Origin of the sequence: Bacillus sp. AFS098217 (assembly GCF_002551815.1) — a bacterium.
Taxonomy (GTDB): domain Bacteria; phylum Bacillota; class Bacilli; order Bacillales; family Bacillaceae_G; genus Bacillus_A.
This window is the reverse complement of record NZ_NVPR01000061.1, coordinates 39,978-65,351: the sequence shown is the minus strand read 5'-3', so window position 1 is coordinate 65,351 and position 25,374 is coordinate 39,978. Positions and strand designations below refer to the sequence as shown.

The window sequence follows — 25,374 nt, the reverse complement described above, 5'->3', positions numbered from 1 at the left end:
TTAGACGTATTACAATGAATTTAAAATGTTTAGCTGGTAAATGTGCTGCTGGTCTTCTCTTTTAAAGAAGTTATCCAATCATAAATCCCCCCTTCAGCCTTCATGCAAAAGGGGGGCCAATTATATTATATGTTCATGATATGCTCCACTAACTGATTTATATTTTCCGTTTCAGCATTAGGCCCTAATACACGATCAAAAAGCACATACACTTCGCGTTCGTTTTCATATAACCACTTTAAAGATTGCTTTGGTCCTAAATACCAAATGTCTTTTAAACTAAAATAAATTGATAAACTATCTACTAATAACCAGTGATATCTATAATTTCCTTCAACATCTCCCTTTTGAGCTCTTCGATGCATCTTTTGAATCCAGCTTTGTAAAAAATGCTTTTCTTCTAATGTTAATTGCTTCGGCCCTTGCTGAAATAATTCATTAATCTTATGTAAAAAGCCTTTGCACAGTCCCTTTTTATCTAATAAGACCTTTCCCCCCCTTATTCGAAGAAATCCTTCTATATCTTCCATTTTCTCTGTTTTATAAATCCATGCATCTAATTGTTTATTACCTACAATACTCGTATCATTACTTTTCATATTTTCTTCATCTGTAAAACATACAATATCTATATCACTTTCTTCTGTATAGTCACCGTTTACATATGATCCATACAATATAATTGAATGGCATTTATATTCTTGAATAAGATAATTTCTTATTTCCTCTATAAATTGACTATCCATTCCCTTCACCTCTGCTTACACTATCTCTACTCTTTTCTTCCCAAGATATGAAATTACCAATGCAATCGGAGCAACGAAAGGTAAAACGGGAGTCCAACCAATGAAATAAAATATTGGTGCTAAGAAAGCCATCCCACCAAAGAACATTGATAATTGGGATTTTTTCTGTAATCCATAAACAACCAATAATAATCCTGCTATTATCAATATCACAAAAGAGATATTAAGCAAATTCATATAATCACCTCCGACTAATCTGTAAAATAATTCTATATATATCATACACCAAATCACATAAAAACTTTATTTTATAAAAAACAACAATGTTTACGAAAACAGCCTTTAGCTTTTATGTTTCTGAAAAATGAGTTCACAGAGCACGCCGATTCCAATCCCTATCGTATAAGCTAATAAATCACTCCACAAAAATCCATATCCTAATACAAGTCCACCTAAAGTTGTTGCTCGAATACTATCAATCCATTCTGCATGATATAATTGACTCATTTCGATTGCATAGCAAAATAGTAAACTGAGTAATGCTACCTTTTTGGTCTCCATTTTATGAAACAGGAATCCAAATCCAATGAAAATCATGAGGGCCCATAACGCATCCCCTAAATATGCATTTACTAAAGCTGGTACAGAAAACGCAAATTTTCTTGATGCCAACCCTAAAATAACTACTATTATTGTTAAGATTGCATATAGTAATCTATTTCGTTTATAGCTCATTATGAAATCCTACCATTCCCTCTTATTACACACATTTTTCATAAACATGAAGCTCCCCTCCATCAGTTAAAACATGATTCCACGTTTCTAGTACATCATCTCGCTTTTGACATTGATAAGGATTAAACATCGTTTGCCCATTTTTATTAAACGCTATCTCATCACTTAACATATAGCATGCATGAACAGCTTGATTGTTCAATTCCCACACTAGAATATTTCCTTTATATATATCAGCGGTACCCCTTCTTTTATATTTATGTTTCTTTAGTACTTGATAAAATTCTTCCGGGAGTACCCACCTATTCAAATAGTATTCTGCATCTAATGCCGTTTGCTGAATACTAGCTGCTGCAGCTCCTAAACAATTCGGACCATTCGTCCCTACAAAAGTATTAAAATATTGAGAAATGTACGGATAATCTTTATAAAAGGATTCATATTCTTTAGATAATGATTCATGATCCGTAAACCATTCTGCAATATGAGTTAATAGCTTATCTCGAAGTCGTCTGGGAAGCTTATGCCATATAAACCCTTGAAGGATAATATTCTCTTTCTCATTAAGTATGTATGGTTCAAGTAAATGTCGTAAGCTCTCACCATATAATTGCTCTAATTCAGTTAATGTAAAAATGAAACCCCTGTTTACTTGTACTTGCTCCAGCAATATTTGCTTCCTTACTTTACAATCTAAATTTTCGAATTCTTCATTCGAAACAACTGCAATATATTTTGCTTCCGACACTACATTCCAGCTCAAAAAGGAAGTTAGTGAATCTAACGTTAGTGGAACTTTCCCTCTTTCTTGAACAGATAAGTACGGAGGACTTTCTCTAAAATAGAAACAATCGGTATTTGGAACAAATTTCTCATCCCACTGCTGCAACGTATCATTTGTAATCCTATTATTTTTGACTATATACATGTATATTCCTCTCCAAACCCTATTTTTTAACCTAATATACTTCTTTATTCCCTTCCTAAAAATGGATATTCCTAGTAATCATAGCAACAGGAGATTGATTTTTCAATCAATTTATATATAGTCCTGACACGGGTTTAATGATTTCAGAAATATAAGCAAGGTTAATCGATACTTCAAAAAATGATGTACGCCCTAGTAAGACAATTTATTTTAGAAGCACATGTACGAGAAGGGACTAGAAGTTTATTCATAACCATTAGGCTAAAGGGAAATTGTATCCATAAAACAAAAAAACGCTATTCTTTTGTAGACATATACAATAAGAATAGCGTTTTTAATATGAACTTATCGATTTTTATAGAAGAGTGTAGTGCTTTGAGAAAAAAAGACACATCCTTTTACGAACATAATCCCAACTTTCTAGATAAAAAGTTGGGATTATTTGATTTTTAATAAACTTAGAGGAATGAATAATACTCTTCGCTTATTCAAGAAAAACACCCGTTAGTGCATTAACAACATGTAATGTACATGTCGAGACATCCTACAAAAAAATAGAAAAATCATGAATACCTGCATATGGTACTTGATTCCTGATTTTTTCTTCTAAGCTATGTAAGGTATGTTCTTGCCATTCTTCTAAATGATTCATATCCCATTTTTGTATGAATAATTGATACAAATAAATCTCTCTTATTTTTAAGAAAATAGGAATTTGTATAATTATATCCTTATGAAGCGTATTTTCTGTTTTATATCCTGCAAAAAAATTTCTCATAAATATATCACAAAAAGAATGTGTATTTCCATTGAAGGAGCTATGTTGCCAATAAGCATGATAGAAAGCTACTGCAATATCTTGTGCATACCAATTAAATGAGCAGTCATCAAAGTCAATTGTAGTTATATGACCGTCCTCATTAATAATTAAGTTTCCTTGATGATAGTCATTATGAATAAGTCCGAAAGTATCAGGAGTAATAATATATGAAGTTAGACTGTGTACCAACTTTTCATATTTCTTCCTAATCCATGGGTCTAACTTTTTTCTAATATTAAAGACATCAGGATTTTCAGCTTTCCATTCAGGACGTTGTATTGTTTGTAATTTAAATTTTTTGGATAATGCATGCATTCTTCCTAAATTTTCACCAAGTTTTTTAAAAGTTTTTTCATTCCAGTGGGATTTATTTGTAACATCAATTTGATCGCCCTTAATAAATTCAAAATATGTTTTAACCCGTTCTTCCTCACACTCTAAAGGAATTACTGGCTTAGGTACAAGTACACCTTTTTCATATAAAAAATTCATCCACTCTATTTCTTGTAAAACCATCTCCTTTGTTTTATCCTTTTCAGAAATTCTAACTACCCTTTCTTTCTCTTTGATGTAAAAAACGTCGTTATTAAATCCTCCATTCAACCTAACACGATTTTCTTGCATCCTGTTTTCCCCTTTAACTCTCAATTTACAAGAACACTTTTATTTAAACAGTAGCATAGTAACTACACCTGTTATATACAAATTTTACAATAATGCGGTTAATTCTTTTAAGTTATCAATAACTTTATCTGCTTTTTCCAATTCCATTACTTGTGCGAAATCAAAATTGACACCAATAGCCTTTAATCCATTATCTTTCGCAGCATTAATATCCGATAAACGATCCCCGACAACAGTGCCTTTTACAATGTCATTTTCTTCTACAACATTTTTTACTAAATCAGATTTATGACCTGATGAGATTGATTGGATGCTATAAACCTTCTTGATAAATCTATTCAGCTCATATGTATCAACAATTGCTTGTAAGTACTCAACTTGTCCATTACTTGCTATGTATAAATTGTACTTTTGGCTAAGTCTTTCAAGTACTTCTACCGTATAAGGATATAAGGCACCCCTATTCAATTTAATCAACTCTATTAATTTTTCGTGAAAAGTGTCATTACTCTTTTCACGAACCTGAAGTGAATGATTGGGACAAAGGGTCTCCCACACGACTTGTAATGGTACACCCATAATTTCTCGATATTTTTCAATTGGAGTTTCTTCGTCCCATAGCCCCTCAGCTCTTAATACATCAAATGTCTCCACAAGTGCTGGTTCTAAAATCAAATTCGTCTGAAATAAAGTTCCGTCCATATCAAAAATAACTGCTTGTTGCATTAAATCTCCACCTTTTATCTTAAGAAGTGTGCTTTTTTATCTTTCAGATAGTCTCCTTTATTCTAATTTTTTCATTTCTTTCAGCTGCTCCATATATTCTACGGATATATATCTATTTACAATAGGTTTTCAAACCACGATTTTAGATAGCAAGGAAAATAAATACCTCTGTTAATTTTTCCACAACCTCTTAACCTCCACCAATTCCTGACCATTGAATTCCATTCGGTATATATCTGGTTTTGATGTATGTAGTAGAAAATCTAAATCATACTGATTGTCATAATACCCCATCATCAAAGTCATAACAGCTCCATGAGTGCCTAATACTACTTTCTGTCCTCGATATGTCTTTAATAATTCTTTTAACACTTTTACAGCTCGGTCCTGACAAACTGCATTAGACTCTCCCCCCGTTAAAGCAAAGTTTGGATCAGAAAATGACTTCTTTAACAAAGGTAATAATTCCTCATCAATTATTCGCTTGTCTTCTGCAGAAAACATTCTCTCTTTTAGATCTTCAAATACTAAAACCTCTTGTCCTAAATGTTTAGCAAACTCCTGAATCGTTAGAATGGATCGGTTGTATGGGCTCGAAACAAAAACATCAATTCTCTCTTCTTGTAATATATCAGTTATTCGATAAGTATCTAATTTCCCTTTTTCAGTTAACCCTCTTGTTCTTTCATTTCCTTCTGTTTTTGGCGATTCGCCATGTCTCACCATATAAATGAAAGTTCTCATAATATCCCTCCATGATTTTTAGAAACTTGTTATTCCAAATAAATCCTTTTTCTATCTCGACATAAATATCCATTTCATCTTAAAATAGTTAATCTTGAACATGAATTTTCAAAATATTTAAATATCAAGTGATTTTTCTCCATCTTTTGTCCTCTTTGTCCATATTAAACTTTCTTTCTTTTACAACTATTAAAGTAGTATACTATGATGACATTTTATTCAATATTTCTTTAGACTGAATATCCTTTCTAACAAACAGCCCAGTGTATAAGAGGAATATACCAATTATTACAATGATACCAATGTAAACGGACATCATCGTAGGGATCAAGAATGCACCAACAATAATAGTCATTCTTGCAATCAGATCCGCACCAATATCTGATAGACCTGCAAAGGCTGAATACGATCCTCTTTTATCAGCCGGAATCATATTAGCTTGTTCTGCATTTCTGACCGGAGAGTAGACAAGTTCACCAACAGTAGCAATAAAATTAAAAATAATCAGTACGTACCAAGTGTTTGCAGATGTTACTGTCACATAGCCTACACCATAGAGCCCCAGGCCTAAAAGTAATGCTTTTTTTCCACTTAAACGATCTGTAAATTTATTTACAATAAACGTTAAACATACTACTAAAAGCATATTTTGTATATTAAGAATACTTAGCATCCTTACTCCTACTATTTCAAAGTTCCCAATCTTTATTGGATCGAATGTTTCAGAAAGTCGTATACCAATATAACTGTTTAAAGAGAACTCTGCTGCAAATATACAGGTAGACCCTATTACAACCCTTAAAAATGCTCTATCTTGAATAGCAACTTTATAGTTTTGAATTAAATCAAATACTATATTTTCATGCTTTTTTTCTAAGCAATCTTTCACTTCTGTAACTAGCCAAATTTTATAAGCAATCGGTAATGTAGCAGAAACAAAAGTTAGTAATATAAACAACTCTTTTTGGTGATTCATGTATAAAAATCCACCTAATGCTGCACCAATGGCCATAGAAAGATTCATAAGCCAATAGTCAATTGTATAAACAGCTTTTCGATTTTCTGGTGTAGTTGAGTCTATGATGATAGCGTGCATGGAGGGGCGACCAAGACTGCTAGATATTATAAAACCTACATAAGCGATTGCAAATAACCAAATCATCTTATCTGTAGGATATAAGCTTAAGGTCATGAATAAAAACATTAAAGTACTAGTAAAAGAAGTTAACAATAAGATTTTCTTCCGTTGAAAGCGATCTGAAATGTAACCTCCAATTAAACTTGAAAAAAAACTTAAAATAACCGTTAAGATTAAAAATAATCCGGCCCATACTTTGTTTATTTCTTGAGCAAAAAACAATGCCATGAAAGGCATTACTGCTGATGTAACAGCACGATTAAAAAATGATGTAGTTAAGCGTACTTTTATATTTTGCTCAAAGTCTTTCCAATTCATAGTATCTCCTCCTTTTATCTAATGTTATATTAAACTAGACTTATCAAACTAAAAATGGACATATTCAGAAAAACATGTCCACTTATAGAAGGAGATAGGAAAATGGATAAAAATTTATTGAACTTATGGCAATCATTTTCTTCAGGAAATATAAAAATAAAAGACCTAGCAGATTTTTTAAATTTAAGTACAAAGCAAACAGTACGCTACTTACATAAATGGATGAATGAGGGTTGGCTGATTTTCACTTCTGGAAAAGGCAGAGGAAATACCTCCTCTCTTCAATGGATTAAAAATATAGAACAGATCTATGAATCACAAGTAATGGAAATTATGGATCAACAGCCTGTTGAAAAAAGCAGTAAATATTTACTATATAATTGGTCTCCAAACAGTAAACTACGCTTGATGACTAAATTCCACTCAAAATTTGGCTATATACATAATTCGGATGATAAATTAATTATTCCTAGAAGAAAGTCCTTTTTAACAACACATCCGCTCGAGGCTTCCGATGTACATAGTGCACATATTGTCGCGAACGTTTTCAATCGACTTGTTTATATGGATGAAAAGGGGAACATATTTCCTGAAATAGCTCACAGTTGGGATTTAACTCAATCTAAGCTTAGACTATATTTAAAAAAGTCCATCAACTTTCATGATGGATCCATCTTAACAGCGGCTGACGTGAAACTATGTCTCTCAAAACTACGTAGTCATAAATATTATAAAGACTTATGGGCACCCGTAGAAAGAATAGATAGTGTATCACCATTCGTTATTGACATACATTATCCAGATGGTTGTAGCTATTGTTTACAAATGTTATGTATGATAAATACAAGCATTTATAAAGAAAATAACGGTCTAATTGTAGGAACCGGTGGTTTTTATATAGGAGAGAATAACCAGGAAAAGACATCATTGATAGCATTTAATGATCATTTTCAGGAAAGACCTTTGCTAGATACAGTAGAATTCATTCAGGTTCCTCTAGAATTTGATAATATTTATCAATCTTCCAAGCATCATGAAAGCAATTCTACATTTCAAGTAGAAAGGAATTCGGGTTTCGGTGTTATAATTATGAATGCTTGGCGTAATTCATCAATTCAACGAAGAGATGTTCGTAATTACTTACATTATATTATTGCTAACAATATGAATCATATTCACGAATATGATTCTCAAAAAACCCCAAATACTAAGAGTTGCTTAAAAGACATAGATCATCAAATCGATATCAAAAAAAGAAAACGTCCCATATTTAAAGAACCACTTATTATAAAAGCTACTCAGTATACAGAAAAAACAACAAAATGGTTAATGAATGTCTTGGAGAAAGAAAATATACCTTTTCTGGTTAAATGGGTTCCTTTCGAAAACTATCTTAGAGATGAAAAACTTAATGAACAAGTTGATCTCTTTATTCATGGTGAAGTATTTGAGATGAATCAAGACATATCATTTTATTATTTTCTAACAGCTAGATATTCACCGTTGGCTAAGATTGTAAAAACAAATAAAACATTAAAAAAACACCTTGCTAAATACAAACATACACCTTTTGATGAGTGGGCTTCATTAAATAAAAATCTTGAAAAAGAACTGATAGAATCCTCTATTATGATTCCTTTATACTATGAGAAACGTCAGATTCCTTTTTCATCAGATTTAATGAATATTAAGATGAAATATTTTGGATATGTGGATTTTTCTCAACTTTGGGTAAAACCTTTAATTTAAAAATTTCTTAGTTTGATGGCAATGCTGCGAGACCCCAACTCTAAATTATAAACTTAATTCAAATGTTCCAGTCATTTTTTTAAGCACTACAGAAATGACTTTATTATTCGTGAGCATAAATAAAAAGATACAAATGCTAAAGAGATAATAAAGAATGATTAATATAGAAACAGCCTCCAAAACGTATTCATTTTGAAGGCTATTTTTATTTCACACCATGTAAAAGAAGAAAGTATTAACTCTTTCTATATCATAATTAATTTTGTCCTCAATCTTCCTCATGCAACACTTGAAAATCAGTAACAAGTGAAACGATTTTTCCATCTTCATCGACTCCCCAATAGGAAGGATAAAATCCATCTCCATAACCTGAACGGAACATAATGATATTACTTCCTGTCTCCTCACACACCACACAATTTCCCCAATCATCATCATGTTCTGTTAGTACGTCATCTATAAGATCATCATACAAACTAATAAACTCTTCCCCTAGCTCTCGTTGTAATCTACTTTCTATTTCCTCGAGCTTATCAATCGCTTCAACATCCGCAAAGCATCCTAATCCTGTATCGACTGGGTAACCAAAAATATATCCTTCTTCCAGTTCACTGACATGTTGTCCTGGTTTTGTTGCCATCTTCCATTCTATTACTTTTGATTCCGATAATTTCAATTCAGCACCAGCAATTATTCCATCTTTCTTATGCCACCAAGCGACGATTGGATATGTACCTGGCTGGATTGTTTGTTCGAAAGGATTTTTATTAAAAATGATGGGATCACAAGCAATCATTTTACCTAATGTAACTTTCAACTTGTCCAATGCTTCAGAACGTAGAACCTCACTATTTAGTTTAGATAATTCACGTAATAGCTTTGACATAATCTTTCTCTCCCTTTCATTTTCTTATTATTAAAAAGATTGTTCATAAAGAGAAATGTTAATTAGTACGGATTTCCTTCATCTCGCCCACTTAACTTCGTTGTCCACTTGAATTTTGAGATTGGGTATCCCTGCCCCAAAATAGTGGGAAAACCCAGTAATTATCTCTACTCCAAAATTTCTTTCTGCTTCTTTTTCGAAAAAGATTGTAAAACTAAATCATAAGACCAATCTATCATTTTATTAATTTCTTCTTGCCCTAATTCTCTATGTATATAAACTGTATTCCAATGCTTTTTATTCATATGATAACCAGGGATAATTGTTCCTGGATAGTCTTCCCTTACTCTTAGCGCAACATCTGGATCACATTTCAATGTAATCGCTGCTTCCTCTCCTTTTTCATGATTTACAATCGCAAATATTTTATTATGAATTCTCATACATGTTGCATTCCATCCATCTGGAGAATCTTCCGTTGCTTTTTTTTTTGATAGACAGTATGTACGTGTCGCTTCCATAGATCCTTTCACCTCTCGTATTCTCTTATCTTGTAAGCTGATTACGATGCATCACTATTTGCTTCGTTGCTTTGAATTGTTGTTTTCCATAGAATTTTATTAATTTTTCTTCACAAAATAGACTCACAATATCGATATGGGCAAGCTCATCAAGTAACATTGTCATCATTTTCTCACCAATGCCCTTATTTCTTACACGATCATGTACGACAACATCTTCAATATACGCTCGAAAAACGCCATCAGTAACTGCTCTAGCAAACCCTATTAACTGATCCTCTTTCCATACGCCAATTGCTATACTATTCTCTAACATTTTAGAAATATCTTCTTCTTTTCGTTCCGGCCACCAACCAACAGAATTGTAAAGTAGCTTCACTTGGTTTACAGAGACGGATTGCTCATGATGAAATTTATAATCGTACATTTTTATTTATCTCCTAACATTTAATTTACATAACATAATTATATTATACTTATAAACGTTTCTCTAAAAAGTGTTGGCTATATCCTTTAGGATGATCTTCGACTACTCCAAACTCCCTGTATCCATGCTTTTTATAAAATTCAGGCGCTTGAAAACTAAATGAATCAAGCAATATGAGTCTGCATTGTTTTTCTTTTGCAAATTCCTCGATTTTATTTAGCAGTTGACTACCATATCCCTCATGACGTACTGACTCGTCCACCCATAAAAAATCAATGTGAAGGTGATAAAAATATATCGTTCCTGTTATGCCACCTAATATTTTTCCAGCATCATCTTTTACTAGAAAGTTTACATGTTCTAGTGGTTGTCTTGCTTCCTTTGGTAGAACAGACATATTGTACTGGATTACTTTATTCCTAATGTATTCACTATCTTTTGAGTTAGTTTGTTGTATCAGTTTCAACAGACATTCCTCTTTTCAATTTTGTCTTATCACTTTCCAAAATTCGACAATAAACTCATGAATTCCTTTTTTAGTCCTACAAAACTACTTTGGGTAACATAAAATTTCCGTTCTCTTTATAAAATGGAACAACATTTACTACAGCAGCAGTATGTAACGCCCCGTATATGTGTGGGTATTTTTGCCCATTAGAAGCAAGCTCATATTTTATTTCTGCCTCAACTAATGCCGGATCAATGATAAGTAAAACTAACTCTGATTCATTGCTAAAATGTGTTTCTGCAACTTTTAGAGATTGTTCCAAAAAAGAACAGTGAATAAACCCTTCTTGCTTAAGTGATGCTTCGGTTATTTCTCCTTTTGCTTTTCCTACTTCCCATTCGCTTTTTTTCATTACCTTTGTCATTATAGTCATTTTCTTTCTCTCCTTTTCTTTTTTTATAGAAAAACAAGAGGATTTTCCTGTGTATCACTTGAAAATCCTCTTCAATCATTTGTTATTTACTCACATAAAATTCGTTTTGTATTCCTTGAATTAAAGGTGATGCTTCTCCAGAATAAAAAATCCATAAATCATGGAGAGATCTCGTACATCCAACGTATAATAATTTTGCATCATGCTTTGTATCCTTATAGTGTATTTCATCCACATCTATAAGAAGTACCGCATCAAATTCTAAGCCTTTCGCTAAATAGACAGGTACAACTGAAATACCGCCCTCATATTTACTTTGGTTTGCTTCGATGACATTAACAGTGATTCCTGCAGCTGTTAACTTCTTATATATGTTACGGCACTCATCTTCTGTTCTTCCTATTACAGCAATCGTCTTCACATTTTCATTCTGCATCTTTTGTAGCGTCTTAACAATTGCTGCAAATTGATCATCTGTAGAAATAACCTTTACTTTCTCACCGCTACGAAAAACAGGAGTTGCGAGCCCTACTGGAATATCAGCATTTTTAATGACTTCATTTGCAAACTCGATAATTTCTTTTGTAGAACGATAACTTCTCGTCAGTTCATAATAACCTGTTTCTTGAAATACTTCTTTAAAGTCATTCCAGTCTTCAATCCCTTGATAATCATATATCGCTTGAGATAAATCACCTAATATGGTAAAAGAGTTACCTAGTGTAATTTCTTTTAATATATAAACTTGGAATGGTGAAAAGTCTTGCGCTTCATCAATCACAACATGATGAAATTTTTGTCCAATTTCAATTCCTGTTATTTTATGATGAATATAAATAAGAGACGGTAAATCTTCTACATATACTTCTTTTTTACGGCAGTTCTTTTCTGTTTCTTGAACAAGTTCTTCAGGTAATACGTCCAATATTTCTTTTTGCTTCATCATTGAACCGTAAAGTGACAATGGACTCATTTTAGGCCAAAATTTCATATAAGCATTCAATCTCTTTGTCGCTTCTTTTTTCAATGCCTTTTTCTCATTCGTTTCTCCGACCTTTTTGAGTTCAATCTCAATCCAGCGTTTTATACGGCCCACTAATCGTTCTCTTCGCTTCTTTAATGGATAATGCTTATATTCAACTTGCATCCATTTTTTAATTTCTTCCACTGGAATAACAGCTCTATCCCATGCCTCAAAATCTTTTGTTGGTACTAAATCCTTTTCAAATTGAATCATACTCTCTTCAATAAATGACTTAAACTTCATCGTCCCTTTTAATTTACCGAGCATAACCTTGTTATCATCACGATTAATTGAAAAAGCTTCTTTCAACTTTTCTTCTGTATGTTTCAATTTCACCGCACCATCTAATGTACGCAGCGCCCAATCTTGAAATGTTGTTTGCCTAATATTTCCTACACCAAGTTCAGGAAGTACACTAGAAATATAATCTAAAAACAAACTATTTGGAGCAAATACAATCATTCTCTCCGCTTCTAGCTGTTCACGATATTCATAAATTAAAAAAGCAAGGCGATGTAAAGCGATTGTTGTTTTTCCGCTTCCTGCAACCCCTTGGATTAATAATGGTAAGTTTTTTTCTGCACGAATAATGTCATTTTGCTCAGATTGTATCGTCGAAACGATATCCTTTAATTTGTTATCCTTGTTTTCACCTAGTCGATATAGGAGAAAATCATCTGCAAGCGATACATCTTCACTTCCTTTTACATATGTATCAACAACACGTTCTAGTTCTCTTTTGCGAATTGAAATGTTTCGTTTTAAATAAACATCGCCTTCTACTAATCCATCTGGTGAGTGATAAAAAGCCGGTTCTTCACCACCAGTAAATGAATAAAACATACTAGCAACAGGTGCACGCCAATCAATAACAATCGGTTTCATCGTATCTTCATCTGAAACACCTACTTTACCAATATAAATTGGATTTGGTTCTAACTGTCCATCTTCCTGAAAATCTAATCGTCCAAAGTATGGTTCTTGCACACCAATACGTAAGTTTTGCCGACTTGATTCCCTCATACTTTCAAGGATTTGTTCTTTAAAATCCTCTCCATAATAAACAGGGATTTTTTCCAGTTTCTCTAATTGCTCATCCATTGTAGATAAAGTATCTTTCATCCGCTGTAATTCTTCTTCAAATATATTACTCATTGTGATGATTCCCTCCTGTCCGTTCGAAAATTTCAGTCGAGATATAATTCTATAAAAAATACGTTTATAAAGTCAATAGTTTGAGTGAGAATTTTCTAAAATATAAGAATACAAGAAATAATCCCGCCTTTTTTCACTATTCATTATTTGATTTTTCTCTTTTATACGATAAACATTCGTACAGAAATGTTCATTGATAAAATAGATAAAGGCATAAATAAAATCCCATCACCATCAAATATGAAATTTATATGCTAAATCCACTTATCAATCCATTAATACCTAGTACAGGTAAATAAAACCATCTCTTTTGAAGTGTAATTGGTCCTATCAATTTTTCACTTACATGCAGAAATTACATACTTACCAAATAAGTCTAAAGATGAAAGTACTTTATGATGTTCTAATCCACCAAAATTCATTACTGCCATAAAATTCGTAACACCTATTTCCCTGTAGGACTGAATTTGTTTAATAACTTCATTAGGACTTCCTATTACGGGATCAAATTTATGTTTAAGGTCTTCATATGAGATATTCGTCCCACGCGGAGTATTCATAAATAGTTGATAAGGATCTTTTACATTGGATTCAGCATCTGCATATGTTTCACCAACATGAACATGAAATGCAACAGGGATTTCCAACTCTTCTGGATTACCGTATCCTGACTTTAGATACGTATTCTTGTAAGTATCAATCAGCTTTGCTAATTCATCTCGTGATTTACTAAACCCAAGCCCCATGAATTTGTTTCCCATACTAGCAACATGACTAACACCTTTTTCACTAGAGGTTGCAATCCAGTGAGGCGGAAACGGGGCTTGTATTGGCTGGACACTAAGTTTAAGATCATTGTATTGAAAAAACTTTCCTTGATGGGAAAAAGGCTTACCTGACCACGCCTTACGTAACACTTCTAGAGACTCGTTAAAACGCTCAGTTCTGTCCTCTAATGAAATATTATAACCATCAAATTCCTTCTGTGCATATCCACTACCTAACCCAAAATTTAATCTTCCGTTTGATAAAAGATCAACCATCGCATAATCCTCAGCAACTCGTATAGGGTTGTGTAATGGAAGTACTGAAACACCCACACCAAGACGAATTCTATTCGTCCTTTGAGATACCGCAGCGAGCAGAACTGCTGGAGAGGGATTAATACCAAAATCTGAGAAATGATGTTCTGCAAACCATACCCCATCAAAATTCATTTCTTCAGCCCGAACGGCTTGCTCCAATACCTCATTATAGAATTGTCTAGGAGTTCGGGATAATTGATTGGGGTAATTATCAAATATTGTTAATGTACTGAAATTCATTTAATATCGCTCCTAATAATTTTATTTAGTTTCTTTACTTCACGGATTTCTTACAGAAAATCTAGATGGTACTGTATTTGAAAATAATCATTCTAGTTTTCCGAATCGTTCCACTGACGACTTATTTCTAGACCATAATCCATACCGTAAACTTCTTTTATAGCTTTAACTTTTTCAAGACTTTCCTCGCTAAACACAGGTTTGTTTTCAAAAGAATGAAGAACTATTCTTTCAAGAAGAACACCTAGTGAAATATCATGATACTCTGCCATCGCTTTCAAAACTTTTACCATTCTTTTTTCCATCCTAATTCCAGTTTGTACACGTTCAACTTTAATTTTTTGATCTTTTCCATTTATTTGTTTATTATGTTGTTTCATAATTTTACATCCTTCTCGTTAAAAAATGATATTACGTTACCTATATAACAATGTACCATTATAACAACATTGCATGTTTTGTCAATTGTGTCATTATATTATTGGTTTAACATAATGGATTCTCGCACAATTACTATTATCAAGATAATAGTAATTTGTATCCATATAATGAAAAAAACGCTATTCTTTTTGTAGAAATATACAAAAAGGATGGCGTTTTTGATATAAATAAGACTAATTCTGTATAGATTAACTAAAACCCAAATAATGAACTTTTTTCAAATTATCCACTATTCGGGTTATCAATTAAAATGTAATTACTATTTGTACTATAAGAAACAATTCCTTACTTCCCTTATCGATTCAATTTCGATAACTCGTCCAATCACCAGTAATTATTAGTCTCTGTAACATCCCGTCATTTTGCGCAATATAAACATATGCACTTATATTTCTATCCCCAAAATAGATGGTCTGTGTAATCCGGTCATATAAATCTTTTTCAGGATTACCTGTATACTCTTCAAGTTCATCTAACTTTTTTAAAATCTCATCACTTACTTCATATACTTCTCCATATACCTTATTATCACTCGAAAGAATCATTGCTGGATAGCCTTCATTTGTATCAAATAACTTCCCATAAGTCCATGCTTCTAACGCGATACATGTTGTTCCATATAGGTAATGAGCATTTGTTTGTTGTTTTCTTAATGTGCCATAAACAAAAACATAGTGCATGTTCCCTATCCCCTTAACATTTATAAAGTCAATATTTTAAGTAATAATTTCCCGAAATATAAAAAGGCAGGGACTAATCCCTGCCTTTTTTCACTTTTATACGATAAGACAAGCATTCATTTAAAAATGCTCTCTCTTTAAATTGCCACTTTTCAAAATCAAATGCGCCACCTGGGAAAATTCCTACAATGCTTAAATTTGCTTTATCACATAGATTACTAATTTCTTCTACTGTATAACAGCGTAACGACTGCGTGACAATACCATTTGGATAAGCAGGATCCCACCAATGATCTAACATTCTTTCATTTGAATTATCGTATTCGTACTTTCGCATAGCTGAACCTAATTGCATTTCTTTCCCACTTACTTTTTTCCAATAAAGTGGTTGATAAATATCAATAAGTGCACATGCATCGTCTTTCATCCAGCTTTGAATACGCTTTAGTAAATACAATTGCTCTTCATCTGTTCCTACACCAAAACCATCTAGGTAGCTTACAACATCAAACTTTTCTGGAATATCAATTTGATAGAAATCACCACAATGAATCGTAATATCTTTACTTGAGTGCTCCCTTGCAAATGCAACTAATTCTGGTACAAGCTCTACTGTCGTCATCTTCACATTTAACTTAGACATAGCTCTTGCAAATCCACCATTCCCTGCACCAAGTTCCAGCATCGTCTGCATTGGATAACCAACTTGTTCTTGAACATCTTTAGCAACATGATGAAGCCAGTTTTCCGTATTTATATCGTAATTTAATAATTCAAATTGTTTTTTGTAAAATTCCTTCACCCATAATTCTTTCATTATAACTTTCCTCCTGTAATAGTTTTTTCTACTACAGGTAAGAAACTAAGTTCCTAATCCCCACTAAAAATCCCCCCTTATTAATAACCTATCATCTTTATATTATCACAATAGTTAGAATTTTAAAACTACCGATTGGAAATTTTTAATAAAAAATCCCAGATAGAAGAATTTTTTAGGATCCACTATCTGGGTTGTACATTACATATATTCTTAATACATCTCTTATTTTTTCTCTATTCGGTACTCCGCCCAATTACCAGAAATGATAGGTCTCCGTAACATCTCTTTATCCTGAGCAATATACACATATGCATTTATTTCTCTATTAGCAAAGTAAACGGTTTGTATAATCCGTTCATATAAATCTGTTTCCGCATTACCTGTATATTCTTCTAAATCATCTAACTTTTGTAAAACTCTATCGCTTACTGCATAAATTTCTCCATATACCTTTTCTTCCTTTGTACAAATCATTGCCGGATAACCTTCATTTGTATCAAAGAGTTTCCCATGAGTCCATGCTTCGTCAGCTATGCAAGTTGTTCCATATAAGTAATGAGCATTTGCTTGTTGTTTTCTTAATGTGCCATAAACAAAAACATAATGCATGTTCCCTATCCCCTTCATCATTCTCTATTTTCTTATTTGTAAATAAGCACGAATCATAAAGTAACTCACTTCATCTGGAAGTTGTTCCTTAATAGACTTTAATCCACCTTCTGCATGTTGCACTGCAGATTCAATAAGAGATTCATATTTTGCTGGAACAAAGCTTGGCCAATCTACTTCCATGCCTTCTTCATAACAGCGAATTAAATGATTTTCCACCGTTTGACGTGATAGGCCTCTTTCTTTTGCAATCATACTTAGTTCTGCGCCTTGTTTATAGAGTTCATACGTATCTAGGTGAGAATTTGTTGATGCCTTCCCAGATTTTTTACGCTCAGTAACAACTTCTGTTTTAATTGTTTCAGCGTAATCTGGGTTTTCTTCAATAAAATCAATGACTGCTTGTAAAAAGTGAGAACCGTACTTCGCAAGTTTATGTTCCCCAATCCCTTTTACTTGCAAGAGTTCTGCATCACTTTGCGGCATTTTTGCACACATATCTTTTAAGGTTTGATCAGAGAAAATAACAAATGGCGGTACGCCTTCTCCTTGTGCGATTTCTTTCCGCACTTCACGCAACACTTCAAACAGAGGATGATCTTGGACAATTTGTCTTGTTTCCACTCTTTCTTTACGTAATACCTTTTCATTTCCAAGTAATACTTCTTTTCCTTTTGCTGTTACTTTTAACGTTGGATACGTACCATGTTCTACAGCTATCAATTCATCTGAAATTAAAAACTCAATAAACTCACTTACCTCTTTGACACTGCGCTTCGATAAAAGACCGTATGTTGGTAACGTATGAAAATTAAATTCAATCACCTTTTTATTTTTCGATCCCGTCAACACTTGCGCAATCATTTGCTTTCCAAATCGCTGGTTTGTTCGAATCATACACGATAAAACCATTTGTGATTCTCTTGTAACATCAATACTTTCACGTTCATCTGTACAATTCCCGCAGCGCCCACAATCTTCTTTCGGTTCTTCTCCAAAGTATTGCAAAATAAAAGATTGTAAACATTGTTCCGTATGGCAATAATCTGTCATGTGCTGCAGCTTTTCTAGTTCATTTGAGAAACGTGATTCTCCAGTAGATTGATCAATTAAAAAGCGCTGCACTTGTACATCTTGGGAAGAATATAGCAAAATACATTCACTATCTAGTCCGTCACGACCAGCACGCCCTGCTTCTTGATAATAACTTTCCATGTTTTTTGGAAGTTGATAATGAATTACGTACCGTATATTGGATTTATCAATACCCATACCAAATGCAGATGTCGCTACCATCACGCTCACTTCATCACGTAAAAAACACTCTTGCTGCTCATTTCGATCATGATCGTTCATGCCAGCATGATAACGTGCAACCGAAACCCCTGCTTTATTTAAATCTTCATATAACTGATCGACAACTTTTCTTGTCGCTGCATAAATAATTCCAGATTCCTTTTTATTTTGACGAATATAGTCTGCTAAATATGCATTTCGGTCTTGTCCTTTAATCACTGAAAATGATAAATTTTCCCGTTCAAAGGTTGTCATAACTGTGTTCGCCGGATCAATTTCTAATGTACGACAAATATCTTCCCGTACTTGCGGCGTCGCTGTTGCAGTTAACGCAAGCACAAGTGGTTTTTCCGGAAGATAATCTAAAATACGATGTATGTGTAAATAGCTTGGACGAAAATCATGTCCCCACTGTGAAATACAGTGCGCTTCATCAATGGCGATCATTGGGATTTTCATGTCGATAAGTTGATCGACAAATTCCATTGAATCAAGGCGCTCTGGTGCAACATAAAGTAGCTTATAGTGCCCTTGTTTCGCTAATTGAATTCGTTGATTTGCTTCTGCAATAGAAATAGAACTATTAATATATGTAGCTGAAATCCCGTTTTGTACTAGTGTATCTACTTGATCCTTCATAAGTGAAATCAAAGGTGAGATAACTAATGTCGTCCCCTCAAATACTAATGCTGGAATTTGATAACAAATTGATTTACCACCGCCTGTTGGCATAATACAAACTGTATCTTTTCCATCCAGTGCATTTTTAATTGTTTCATCTTGCCCTCGGCGGAATGACGAGTAGCCAAAATAGGAAGCTAAAAGTTCTTGTGCTTTTGTAAACAAAAAAGATTCACCTGCTTTTCTTAGTCTTTCATCTATTAATATTATATCATCACTTGAAAATCATTGTACTTGTACTTCTCTCCACTTCTCTGCATGCATACGTATAACTGTTAAAAATTCATATAAAGCTGGAGAAATCCATTTATTTTTATGATACGCAAGTTGTGGCGCAAACTTTGCTTCATTTGAAATAACAGCCTGTAGTTTCTTGTCTTTCTGCTCTTGTCTAATCGTAATCACCGGCAATAAAGAAATTCCTAATCCGCACATTACACATTGCTTTATCGCCTCAATGCTCCAAAATTCAAATGTACTTTCATGCTGGATCCCTTGTCTCTGTAAATAATGCTCAAAAAATGCTCGGTAACTGCATCCACGTTCTGTGTACAAAAAGGTCTCTTCTTGAGAAAATTGGACATCCTGCGAATCTGTTTGTGTAACAATGTAATCTTTCGGAAAAACAAACGTCATTTGCGGAATTTTTGCAGCATATAAATTATTACCCGGTCTATTTAACAAGGTGCTTTCTTTAAGTTTAATCGCTTGTTTCCTTATGATTCTCTCTTTCTCTTCCATTTGGATTTTAATAAGTATTGGAGTACTAGTTGCTTCCTATGGATTACAGTGCTTAAAAAATAAACCAAACATTTATAAAAAGGAAATTTCAATAAAATAATGAAAAAAAGAATCTCATTAAGCTATTTATCACACAGATTATACATTTTCATGAGATATAAGCACCAACTGTAAATTGATTGAGGGAGGTTTATTTATGAAACGTAACAATAATCCAATTGGTTTTAACGATTCAAATAAACAACTCAAAATTTCTAATCTTGATGCGTGGAAATATGAATCTATTTATAAATACCGGCCTTTATTTTCATACAGAAAATTTTTTAGCATCTTTTTCAAAGAAACAAAACGTTAATACAAAGTTTCTCAACCCGCAACCTATGGACTTCATTCATCGCAATTGTTAACATTTAATTAAGAACCCCTTATTACGACCTGCTTTTTACATGCAGGTCTTTTTTATTTCCTTATTTTTAACTCGATCAAATATCAAAATTCAGTGAAAGCATAAAAATTCAAGATATATGAAGTAACAATTGATAACGGCTTAATTTTTTCTCAATATACAAAATCCATTTCATTTGTTACGATAAAAGTACTCCAGATGGGTTACTGCTCATCAACATTATCTAGTTAAAGAGACCTGCCCGCGGGAAGTAGGTCTCTTTGACTTTTTTCAAATCATTCTTGTAACCTTACCTTTTTATTTGGGCGTATTTACCAAGGTTCTTCCTAACACATTCATGTTAAGATTACTTGGTTAAGTCTAATACACTCGACTATGCTTTATGAATCTCCGCTTCTTCCCTTGTGGGGGATTCATTTACTATACTAGCTTATTTCAATTTATCTAATAGATTGTTTTACCTATCAACTGGAAATTATTTAATTGATGATGTTGGCAGTATAATTTTTTCCAAATTAATCCCCTTCCTTTTTATTCTTCTTAAAATCCTGTCTCCTACTTTACATTTAACATATAACAATATATTTTATTAATATCTTTGTTTATTATTTTTGGGAGGAAAAATATTGATTAACGCCATAGGTCTCGCTTTTATTCTTTCTAATAAGCTTGAAAAAAAGAAAAAAGTTTATCTTAATGATAGATTTACACTAATAGACATTCTTGAATCTAAAGATGTATATGATTCTGCAGGTAACCCACTAGTAGAGCTAACATGTAAGTATAGTATTTATTTGGATGAAAAATACTACTGTAAATCTCTCGAAGACTACACTGGACAAGTATTCCCTTTCCTAAGTTCAAAAGTAGGAAAAGGTCTTGTTAGAAATTTAAATTACAATTTTTCATATATTGATATATACGATAAAAAACCACCGGTTAAAGAGATAAGAAGACTTATGGAGCAAGTAATAAATTACAAATAACATTTCTCATGTTCTAATTGAAGGTTCTCTTTACAATCAAGGGGGATTCCAACAGCCCCCTGTTTTTCATAGACTAATTATTAGTCTTTATCTCGATATGTTAGTTCAGCTAAAAATTCTTCTAACGAATCACTATGTAAAAGCGGCTCCCACTCTCCCATGCCATGCTCAGCTGTATACACTGGAAAATTAACATCCTTTACATCAACAAAGAATGGATCTCCCATTAACTCTTCATATCCAATAACAAACCAACTTTCTTTCCAATCTCCTTCTTCGTTTCCAACGAAAGATTCATTATTAGGCCCTATACTATACCCTAATTGTCCTTCTTCAAACTCATCTCTGGAGAATATATAGATCGGCAACATTTCTTCCGTAATATCTAAAATTTCCACTTCATTCGTTTCTAATCGTTCAAGCATACATAATACTTTATTAATCTCATTCTTATAGCGCATCCAATTATTCTCCTTCTTTATTTTTAACAATTTTTAGGCATTTGTATATACTATAAAAAATACCTTTTATCTGGGGGGGAGACACATGAATACAGGACCACAAGAACAAATCGAAGAAGCCCGCGAAACATATGTCGGTCGACTATTCCTACTTGGGGGTTCAGCTCTGTTTTTAATTGGTGGTATTATTTCAGCAGTTGCGGCTTATAAAACATATTTCCGTTTGTTAAACACGCCACCGTCACAATAGGCCCATTTCCTTTCCATAGTCGATAATACGTATTGAGCGGCTTTTGTATATCCGCCGTTCTGATTGCAACTTTACATTAGCGTTCTGTTGTATAAACATTGACCGAAGGAATCGTTCAGACCATTATAATTTGACTGCCATCCCTCCCCTATATATTTAGTACTTATTTTATCGTTTCCCCTTTGAATTGGGAATTCTGTCGTTTCTCATGGTCTATCAGGTTAAATTTAACATATTTCCGAAAGAAATCCCCATCTTCAAGCGCGTGACGGGCAAGAGCCCGGTGGTAAGGTGGGGATTATTAGCTTCTGTAAAGTTCAATACTTCCTCTGTCGGTGCGTCACCTTCGAACTAGAAAAAATGTTTAATCTTATTTTAGCGTGCCAAAAATTCAATAAAACAACAGTTGAAATCTTAAGGAAAGTATAAAAAGATCACCAGTTTGATAATCCCTTCTTAAACCAACGTAACCGGTTGTATAAGTACAATCTTTCGCAAACTTACTTCTTCCATCTAAACGACTTTAATCCCAAATCCTATCCATCTTCCATCTATATCTTCAATTACAAATTCTTTATTATTGTAATCTGTTTTATCTAATGAACGGACAATTTTTACATTCGACTTTATAAACTCTTTTTGAAGTTCTTCTTGATTTATTGTGATAAAGTAAGCGTCATAACCATATCCATATAAGTCCCTATTGGGAATTACTTTTTGCCTGTTAGACTTAGTTAAGATAATTTCCGTTGTATCCCGATATAAACAAATGTGCGGTTCATTGACATCCATATACTGGACAGCTTTAAAACCCATCTTTTGTTCATAAAAATTTGCAGTTTTTATTATATCTGGTGTTGGAAAAATACAGTGTGACCCTATTAATAGATTCTTCATTTTGTCTTCTCCTCTTAAAAATTTCGGGATTATTTCTATACTGGGTGTGTATATTCCTTCTTCAACTAAACTTGGTTAAAGAACACACTAATTCCATTATATGTTATTTAACTGATAAATCAGTTAATCCTATTCCAAAACAACAAGCTTTACGAAAACGACGAAATAAAAAGACAGGATGCGTTAACATCTTGTCTTTTTATTTTATATATCCCGCTACAACATAGTTCTGTAATGATGCAAAAACTTGTGAGGGTAAATGCATTCATCTATTAGATTCCCGTACCATGTTCCGAATAAAATACAGTAATCTCTTGTTTTAATGTAGGTGCTGCATTCTTTTTGACAATAGGACTATTTAAACTAAATGATAATACTGCAACGCTGATTACACCTAATAATGCAATTTTAATTTTTTTCATTTTAAACGCCCCTTTTCTTTTAATAACGTTCTAGCTTCATGGCTCAAATGATAATAATCACATGCTTTATCTTTCACACCCATATTGTACCATTTAACTGCTAATAATTCTGTATAAATTTGTACATCCTTCCATAAGTCTTGTTCTTTAAAATAAGAAAGTGCTTCAGTCACAACTTCTTCTAGTTTTTCAATAGGTTCATTGTTATTTATGCTTTTCAGAATGTTTAAATGATACTTATATTCTCGATTACAAACCTTTAAACCTTCAGCTATATAAAAAGTGGCATCTTTATTTTCGTTTAACTTAATGTGTTCACGAGCTAATAGGAACGTTACTCTTCTTTGATAATGCTCTTTTGTATGCTGACAACCTTTAAAAACTTCTGTCAAATGGCGTATAGCTAAATCAGAAAGGTTTTGTTCAGCATAAAATACACCTAAATTACTACGAACCTTTAAAGCTAATGGATGCTCATTAAGTTGTTGGAACATATTTAGAGCGGAAATCAAATATTCTTCTGCCATGTCAAATTGCTCCAAAGTAACACAAGCCATACCTAATGTGTTTTTGCATGCTCCAACTTTTATTTCGTAATCTTCATGACTAGAAAAGTAATCCAGAGCTTTTGTAGCGTAATTGATCGCCAAAGTAGGTTGTGATAAATAATAATGGTATAGCGCAACACGGTAATAATACTCTGCTTTTTCTGCTTCATTTGGTATCATATTTAGTAGATTGCCTGCAAGTTCACAATGGTACTCTGCATTATTATAGTTTCCAACTTCTGTGTCATAGATAAATTTGAAAAAATGATAATAATACTTTAATAAACAATCTGGCATATCTTTTATGTAATCAAATGCTTCAAACTCTTTTTCAAAATCACCGTTTAACATCCGATATCTGAAATTTAACAAGGAGTAATAAATAAAAGAATCTGTATTTTCTTTAGCATTGTTAAATATATTATCGGCTTCCTTTTTTAGGACAGCTGCTTTATCTAAATGTTGAGAAAGCATTTCATGATACCATTCTTTTAATAACTCATACTCCTTATTAACGACAGTCCTTATCTCCATGTAAATCCCCCTTCCCAAGAATATTATCTAAATATTACCACAAATAACCCTATTAAAGAGCATAATTACTTGGATACTATTTATTGAGAAATAATTATCAGGTTATTCTGTTGTGACATTTGATTCCGAGATACAAATAAACAATTCTAAATTTGCTTACTTCAACGGGATTGTAAATAACCTAAGGCATACACATGCGACAATGCTGATCGAGCAAATGTTAATGTAAAGTTAATATCTTCTCGATTAGGCCATAGCTCAATTAAGACCACTTTAGGTACTTATAACCATGTGTTAACGCGTACGGGCAAGTCTGTATCGGATGAACTCGAAAAAATTGTTGTGACCGATTAAGTGACCAAGCACATGAAGAAGAGAACTCTAAATCTCCTCCTGCATTTCAACAGCATATTTCAACTTCTGCAACATATACCCGATGCCTTTACATCCTTCTAATGGATAAGAAATGATTTCTTCTGGATATAGTTTTGTCACCACTTTTTTATGTTTCTTTCCTGCAAGTAGGACAATTTCATCAAACTCTAGTAATCCTTTATCAACCATTTGTTTTTTTAGTTGTTTTATACTAATAATCTCATTACTTTTCGAATTAAAAGCAAGATCATAGTTTTCTTTCACAATATCAGTTGGAAGTAAAAATCCATGTCTCGCCGATAAAATAACCCAATGTGTGAAAAATTGAGAAGCGTATGCTTGGCATGCTTTTCCAAACGGACTGATGTATACATCCTTTGCTTCTGTTGGCCCCTTATCAGGGTACTTATCCCAAATCTTCTTTTTCCCACATGGAATAATGCATAATCTTTTCATTGTTACCTTCTACCTCGCTTCAAA

Annotated in this window: 30 protein-coding genes and 2 pseudogenes; 6 read left to right on the top strand and 26 right to left on the bottom strand. The window is 33.0% G+C overall.

Annotated features, from left to right (window positions below):
* Positions 1-125 precede the first annotated feature (125 nt).
* The 8 genes from COO03_RS17100 to COO03_RS17065 all read right to left on the bottom strand — a co-directional run bounded on the left by COO03_RS17100 (position 126) and on the right by COO03_RS17065 (position 6,779).
* Entirely contained in the window at positions 126-746 is a 621-nt protein-coding gene (locus tag COO03_RS17100) for a nucleotidyltransferase domain-containing protein (RefSeq protein ID WP_097898305.1), read from the bottom strand.
* Positions 747-761: 15 nt separating this feature from the next.
* A complete protein-coding gene (locus COO03_RS17095; protein ID WP_097898304.1) occupies positions 762-983 on the bottom strand; it encodes a hypothetical protein in 222 nt (73 codons plus the stop codon).
* Positions 984-1,088: 105 nt separating this feature from the next.
* On the bottom strand, positions 1,089-1,481 hold the full coding sequence (locus COO03_RS17090; protein WP_097898303.1) for a ribosomal maturation YjgA family protein: 393 nt from the start codon (positions 1,479-1,481) through the stop codon (positions 1,089-1,091).
* A 25-nt stretch (positions 1,482-1,506) separates the two neighbouring features.
* Positions 1,507-2,409, bottom strand: a complete 903-nt coding sequence (locus COO03_RS17085) for a hypothetical protein (protein WP_097898302.1) — start codon at positions 2,407-2,409, stop codon at positions 1,507-1,509.
* Positions 2,410-2,953: 544 nt separating this feature from the next.
* Positions 2,954-3,853, bottom strand: coding sequence for a phosphotransferase enzyme family protein (locus COO03_RS17080; protein ID WP_097898301.1), 900 nt, complete (start codon positions 3,851-3,853; stop codon positions 2,954-2,956).
* Positions 3,854-3,937: 84 nt separating this feature from the next.
* Positions 3,938-4,579 carry an HAD-IA family hydrolase gene (locus COO03_RS17075; RefSeq protein WP_097898300.1) on the bottom strand — a complete coding sequence of 214 codons (642 nt, stop codon included), beginning with the start codon at positions 4,577-4,579 and terminating at the stop codon, positions 3,938-3,940.
* A gap of 171 nt (positions 4,580-4,750) precedes the next feature.
* Positions 4,751-5,323, bottom strand: a complete 573-nt coding sequence (locus COO03_RS17070; protein ID WP_097898299.1) for a histidine phosphatase family protein — start codon at positions 5,321-5,323, stop codon at positions 4,751-4,753.
* A gap of 202 nt (positions 5,324-5,525) precedes the next feature.
* A complete protein-coding gene (locus tag COO03_RS17065) occupies positions 5,526-6,779 on the bottom strand; it encodes an MDR family MFS transporter (protein WP_097898298.1) in 1,254 nt (417 codons plus the stop codon).
* 102 nt (positions 6,780-6,881) lie between these two features.
* Between COO03_RS17065 and COO03_RS17060 the strand changes: the two genes are divergently transcribed.
* Positions 6,882-8,528, top strand: coding sequence for an ABC transporter substrate-binding protein (locus COO03_RS17060; RefSeq protein ID WP_097898297.1), 1,647 nt, complete (start codon positions 6,882-6,884; stop codon positions 8,526-8,528).
* Positions 8,529-8,796: 268 nt separating this feature from the next.
* Here COO03_RS17060 and COO03_RS17055 read toward each other — a convergent pair whose 3' ends face one another.
* The 13 genes from COO03_RS17055 to COO03_RS16995 form a co-directional block, all read right to left on the bottom strand.
* Positions 8,797-9,414 carry a DUF4241 domain-containing protein gene (locus tag COO03_RS17055; protein WP_097898296.1) on the bottom strand — a complete coding sequence of 206 codons (618 nt, stop codon included), beginning with the start codon at positions 9,412-9,414 and terminating at the stop codon, positions 8,797-8,799.
* A gap of 167 nt (positions 9,415-9,581) precedes the next feature.
* Positions 9,582-9,935, bottom strand: a complete 354-nt coding sequence (locus COO03_RS17050; protein WP_097898295.1) for an MmcQ/YjbR family DNA-binding protein — start codon at positions 9,933-9,935, stop codon at positions 9,582-9,584.
* Positions 9,936-9,960: 25 nt separating this feature from the next.
* Positions 9,961-10,362: a GNAT family N-acetyltransferase gene (locus COO03_RS17045; RefSeq protein WP_097898294.1), complete on the bottom strand. Its 402-nt coding sequence runs from the start codon at positions 10,360-10,362 to the stop codon at positions 9,961-9,963.
* A 49-nt stretch (positions 10,363-10,411) separates the two neighbouring features.
* Entirely contained in the window at positions 10,412-10,828 is a 417-nt protein-coding gene (locus tag COO03_RS17040) for a GNAT family N-acetyltransferase (protein WP_230322461.1), read from the bottom strand.
* Between the two features lie 76 nt (positions 10,829-10,904).
* Positions 10,905-11,237: a DUF952 domain-containing protein gene (locus COO03_RS17035; RefSeq protein ID WP_097898324.1), complete on the bottom strand. Its 333-nt coding sequence runs from the start codon at positions 11,235-11,237 to the stop codon at positions 10,905-10,907.
* Between the two features lie 88 nt (positions 11,238-11,325).
* Positions 11,326-13,422 carry a HelD family protein gene (locus tag COO03_RS17030; RefSeq protein WP_097898293.1) on the bottom strand — a complete coding sequence of 699 codons (2,097 nt, stop codon included), beginning with the start codon at positions 13,420-13,422 and terminating at the stop codon, positions 11,326-11,328.
* 338 nt (positions 13,423-13,760) lie between these two features.
* A complete protein-coding gene (locus COO03_RS17025) occupies positions 13,761-14,747 on the bottom strand; it encodes an LLM class flavin-dependent oxidoreductase (protein ID WP_097898292.1) in 987 nt (328 codons plus the stop codon).
* A gap of 92 nt (positions 14,748-14,839) precedes the next feature.
* Entirely contained in the window at positions 14,840-15,127 is a 288-nt protein-coding gene (locus tag COO03_RS17020) for a hypothetical protein (RefSeq protein WP_097898291.1), read from the bottom strand.
* 363 nt (positions 15,128-15,490) lie between these two features.
* Entirely contained in the window at positions 15,491-15,868 is a 378-nt protein-coding gene (locus tag COO03_RS17015) for a gamma-glutamylcyclotransferase family protein (protein WP_097898290.1), read from the bottom strand.
* A gap of 73 nt (positions 15,869-15,941) precedes the next feature.
* Positions 15,942-16,685 (bottom strand): class I SAM-dependent methyltransferase, encoded by a 744-nt coding sequence (locus tag COO03_RS17010; protein WP_097898289.1) that lies wholly within the window; start codon positions 16,683-16,685, stop codon positions 15,942-15,944.
* Between the two features lie 225 nt (positions 16,686-16,910).
* On the bottom strand, positions 16,911-17,297 hold the full coding sequence (locus COO03_RS17005) for a gamma-glutamylcyclotransferase family protein (RefSeq protein ID WP_097898288.1): 387 nt from the start codon (positions 17,295-17,297) through the stop codon (positions 16,911-16,913).
* 24 nt (positions 17,298-17,321) lie between these two features.
* Entirely contained in the window at positions 17,322-19,439 is a 2,118-nt protein-coding gene (recQ, locus tag COO03_RS17000; protein ID WP_097898287.1) for a DNA helicase RecQ, read from the bottom strand.
* 60 nt (positions 19,440-19,499) lie between these two features.
* Positions 19,500-19,910, bottom strand: coding sequence for a LysR family transcriptional regulator substrate-binding protein (locus tag COO03_RS16995; protein ID WP_373605258.1), 411 nt, complete (start codon positions 19,908-19,910; stop codon positions 19,500-19,502).
* Between COO03_RS16995 and COO03_RS28170 the strand changes: the two are divergent.
* The 3 genes and pseudogenes from COO03_RS28170 to COO03_RS16985 form a co-directional block, all read left to right on the top strand.
* A pseudogene (locus COO03_RS28170) lies at positions 19,903-20,115 on the top strand (APC family permease); the annotation flags it as partial. The gene COO03_RS16995 and the pseudogene COO03_RS28170 sit on opposite strands and share 8 nt — an antisense overlap.
* 96 nt (positions 20,116-20,211) lie before the next feature.
* Positions 20,212-20,370, top strand: coding sequence for a hypothetical protein (locus COO03_RS27135; protein WP_170958116.1), 159 nt, complete (start codon positions 20,212-20,214; stop codon positions 20,368-20,370).
* 677 nt (positions 20,371-21,047) lie between these two features.
* A complete protein-coding gene (locus COO03_RS16985; protein ID WP_097898286.1) occupies positions 21,048-21,407 on the top strand; it encodes a cytoplasmic protein in 360 nt (119 codons plus the stop codon).
* An 80-nt stretch (positions 21,408-21,487) separates the two neighbouring features.
* Here the strand turns inward: COO03_RS16985 and COO03_RS16980 are convergent, their stop codons facing one another.
* On the bottom strand, positions 21,488-21,868 hold the full coding sequence (locus COO03_RS16980; RefSeq protein WP_097898285.1) for a hypothetical protein: 381 nt from the start codon (positions 21,866-21,868) through the stop codon (positions 21,488-21,490).
* A gap of 85 nt (positions 21,869-21,953) precedes the next feature.
* On the opposite strand from COO03_RS16980, the gene COO03_RS27130 reads away from it, so the two are divergent.
* Positions 21,954-22,118: a hypothetical protein gene (locus tag COO03_RS27130; protein ID WP_170958117.1), complete on the top strand. Its 165-nt coding sequence runs from the start codon at positions 21,954-21,956 to the stop codon at positions 22,116-22,118.
* 513 nt (positions 22,119-22,631) lie between these two features.
* Here the strand turns inward: COO03_RS27130 and COO03_RS16975 are convergent.
* The 3 genes from COO03_RS16975 to COO03_RS16965 form a co-directional block, all read right to left on the bottom strand.
* On the bottom strand, positions 22,632-23,015 hold the full coding sequence (locus COO03_RS16975; protein WP_097898284.1) for a VOC family protein: 384 nt from the start codon (positions 23,013-23,015) through the stop codon (positions 22,632-22,634).
* Positions 23,016-23,287: 272 nt separating this feature from the next.
* On the bottom strand, positions 23,288-23,437 hold the full coding sequence (locus tag COO03_RS16970) for a Phr family secreted Rap phosphatase inhibitor (protein WP_097898283.1): 150 nt from the start codon (positions 23,435-23,437) through the stop codon (positions 23,288-23,290).
* Entirely contained in the window at positions 23,434-24,519 is a 1,086-nt protein-coding gene (locus tag COO03_RS16965) for a tetratricopeptide repeat protein (RefSeq protein WP_097898282.1), read from the bottom strand. The genes COO03_RS16970 and COO03_RS16965 overlap by 4 nt, the downstream gene beginning before the upstream one ends.
* A 175-nt stretch (positions 24,520-24,694) precedes the next feature.
* Here COO03_RS16965 and COO03_RS27735 point away from each other — a divergent pair.
* Positions 24,695-24,873 (top strand): annotated as a pseudogene (locus tag COO03_RS27735) (tyrosine-type recombinase/integrase); the annotation flags it as partial.
* Positions 24,874-24,900: 27 nt separating this feature from the next.
* Here the strand turns inward: COO03_RS27735 and COO03_RS16960 are convergent.
* Entirely contained in the window at positions 24,901-25,350 is a 450-nt protein-coding gene (locus tag COO03_RS16960; RefSeq protein ID WP_097898281.1) for a DUF6884 domain-containing protein, read from the bottom strand.
* Positions 25,351-25,374 lie beyond the last annotated feature (24 nt).

Coding starts and splice junctions, on each gene's coding strand:
- COO03_RS17100 (WP_097898305.1), bottom strand. CDS start 746: ATGGATAGTCAATTTATAGAGGAAATAAGAAATTATCTTATTCAAGAA.
- COO03_RS17095 (WP_097898304.1), bottom strand. CDS start 983: ATGAATTTGCTTAATATCTCTTTTGTGATATTGATAATAGCAGGATTA.
- COO03_RS17090 (WP_097898303.1), bottom strand. CDS start 1,481: ATGAGCTATAAACGAAATAGATTACTATATGCAATCTTAACAATAATA.
- COO03_RS17085 (WP_097898302.1), bottom strand. CDS start 2,409: ATGTATATAGTCAAAAATAATAGGATTACAAATGATACGTTGCAGCAG.
- COO03_RS17080 (WP_097898301.1), bottom strand. CDS start 3,853: ATGCAAGAAAATCGTGTTAGGTTGAATGGAGGATTTAATAACGACGTT.
- COO03_RS17075 (WP_097898300.1), bottom strand. CDS start 4,579: ATGCAACAAGCAGTTATTTTTGATATGGACGGAACTTTATTTCAGACG.
- COO03_RS17070 (WP_097898299.1), bottom strand. CDS start 5,323: ATGAGAACTTTCATTTATATGGTGAGACATGGCGAATCGCCAAAAACA.
- COO03_RS17065 (WP_097898298.1), bottom strand. CDS start 6,779: ATGAATTGGAAAGACTTTGAGCAAAATATAAAAGTACGCTTAACTACA.
- COO03_RS17060 (WP_097898297.1), top strand. CDS start 6,882: ATGGATAAAAATTTATTGAACTTATGGCAATCATTTTCTTCAGGAAAT.
- COO03_RS17055 (WP_097898296.1), bottom strand. CDS start 9,414: ATGTCAAAGCTATTACGTGAATTATCTAAACTAAATAGTGAGGTTCTA.
- COO03_RS17050 (WP_097898295.1), bottom strand. CDS start 9,935: ATGGAAGCGACACGTACATACTGTCTATCAAAAAAAAAAGCAACGGAA.
- COO03_RS17045 (WP_097898294.1), bottom strand. CDS start 10,362: ATGTACGATTATAAATTTCATCATGAGCAATCCGTCTCTGTAAACCAA.
- COO03_RS17030 (WP_097898293.1), bottom strand. CDS start 13,422: ATGAGTAATATATTTGAAGAAGAATTACAGCGGATGAAAGATACTTTA.
- COO03_RS17025 (WP_097898292.1), bottom strand. CDS start 14,747: ATGAATTTCAGTACATTAACAATATTTGATAATTACCCCAATCAATTA.
- COO03_RS17020 (WP_097898291.1), bottom strand. CDS start 15,127: ATGAAACAACATAATAAACAAATAAATGGAAAAGATCAAAAAATTAAA.
- COO03_RS17015 (WP_097898290.1), bottom strand. CDS start 15,868: ATGCACTATGTTTTTGTTTATGGCACATTAAGAAAACAACAAACAAAT.
- COO03_RS17010 (WP_097898289.1), bottom strand. CDS start 16,685: ATGAAAGAATTATGGGTGAAGGAATTTTACAAAAAACAATTTGAATTA.
- COO03_RS17005 (WP_097898288.1), bottom strand. CDS start 17,297: ATGCATTATGTTTTTGTTTATGGCACATTAAGAAAACAACAAGCAAAT.
- COO03_RS16995 (WP_373605258.1), bottom strand. CDS start 19,910: ATGACGTTTGTTTTTCCGAAAGATTACATTGTTACACAAACAGATTCG.
- COO03_RS27135 (WP_170958116.1), top strand. CDS start 20,212: ATGAAACGTAACAATAATCCAATTGGTTTTAACGATTCAAATAAACAA.
- COO03_RS16980 (WP_097898285.1), bottom strand. CDS start 21,868: ATGCGCTATAAGAATGAGATTAATAAAGTATTATGTATGCTTGAACGA.
- COO03_RS27130 (WP_170958117.1), top strand. CDS start 21,954: ATGAATACAGGACCACAAGAACAAATCGAAGAAGCCCGCGAAACATAT.
- COO03_RS16975 (WP_097898284.1), bottom strand. CDS start 23,015: ATGAAGAATCTATTAATAGGGTCACACTGTATTTTTCCAACACCAGAT.
- COO03_RS16970 (WP_097898283.1), bottom strand. CDS start 23,437: ATGAAAAAAATTAAAATTGCATTATTAGGTGTAATCAGCGTTGCAGTA.
- COO03_RS16965 (WP_097898282.1), bottom strand. CDS start 24,519: ATGGAGATAAGGACTGTCGTTAATAAGGAGTATGAGTTATTAAAAGAA.
- COO03_RS16960 (WP_097898281.1), bottom strand. CDS start 25,350: ATGAAAAGATTATGCATTATTCCATGTGGGAAAAAGAAGATTTGGGAT.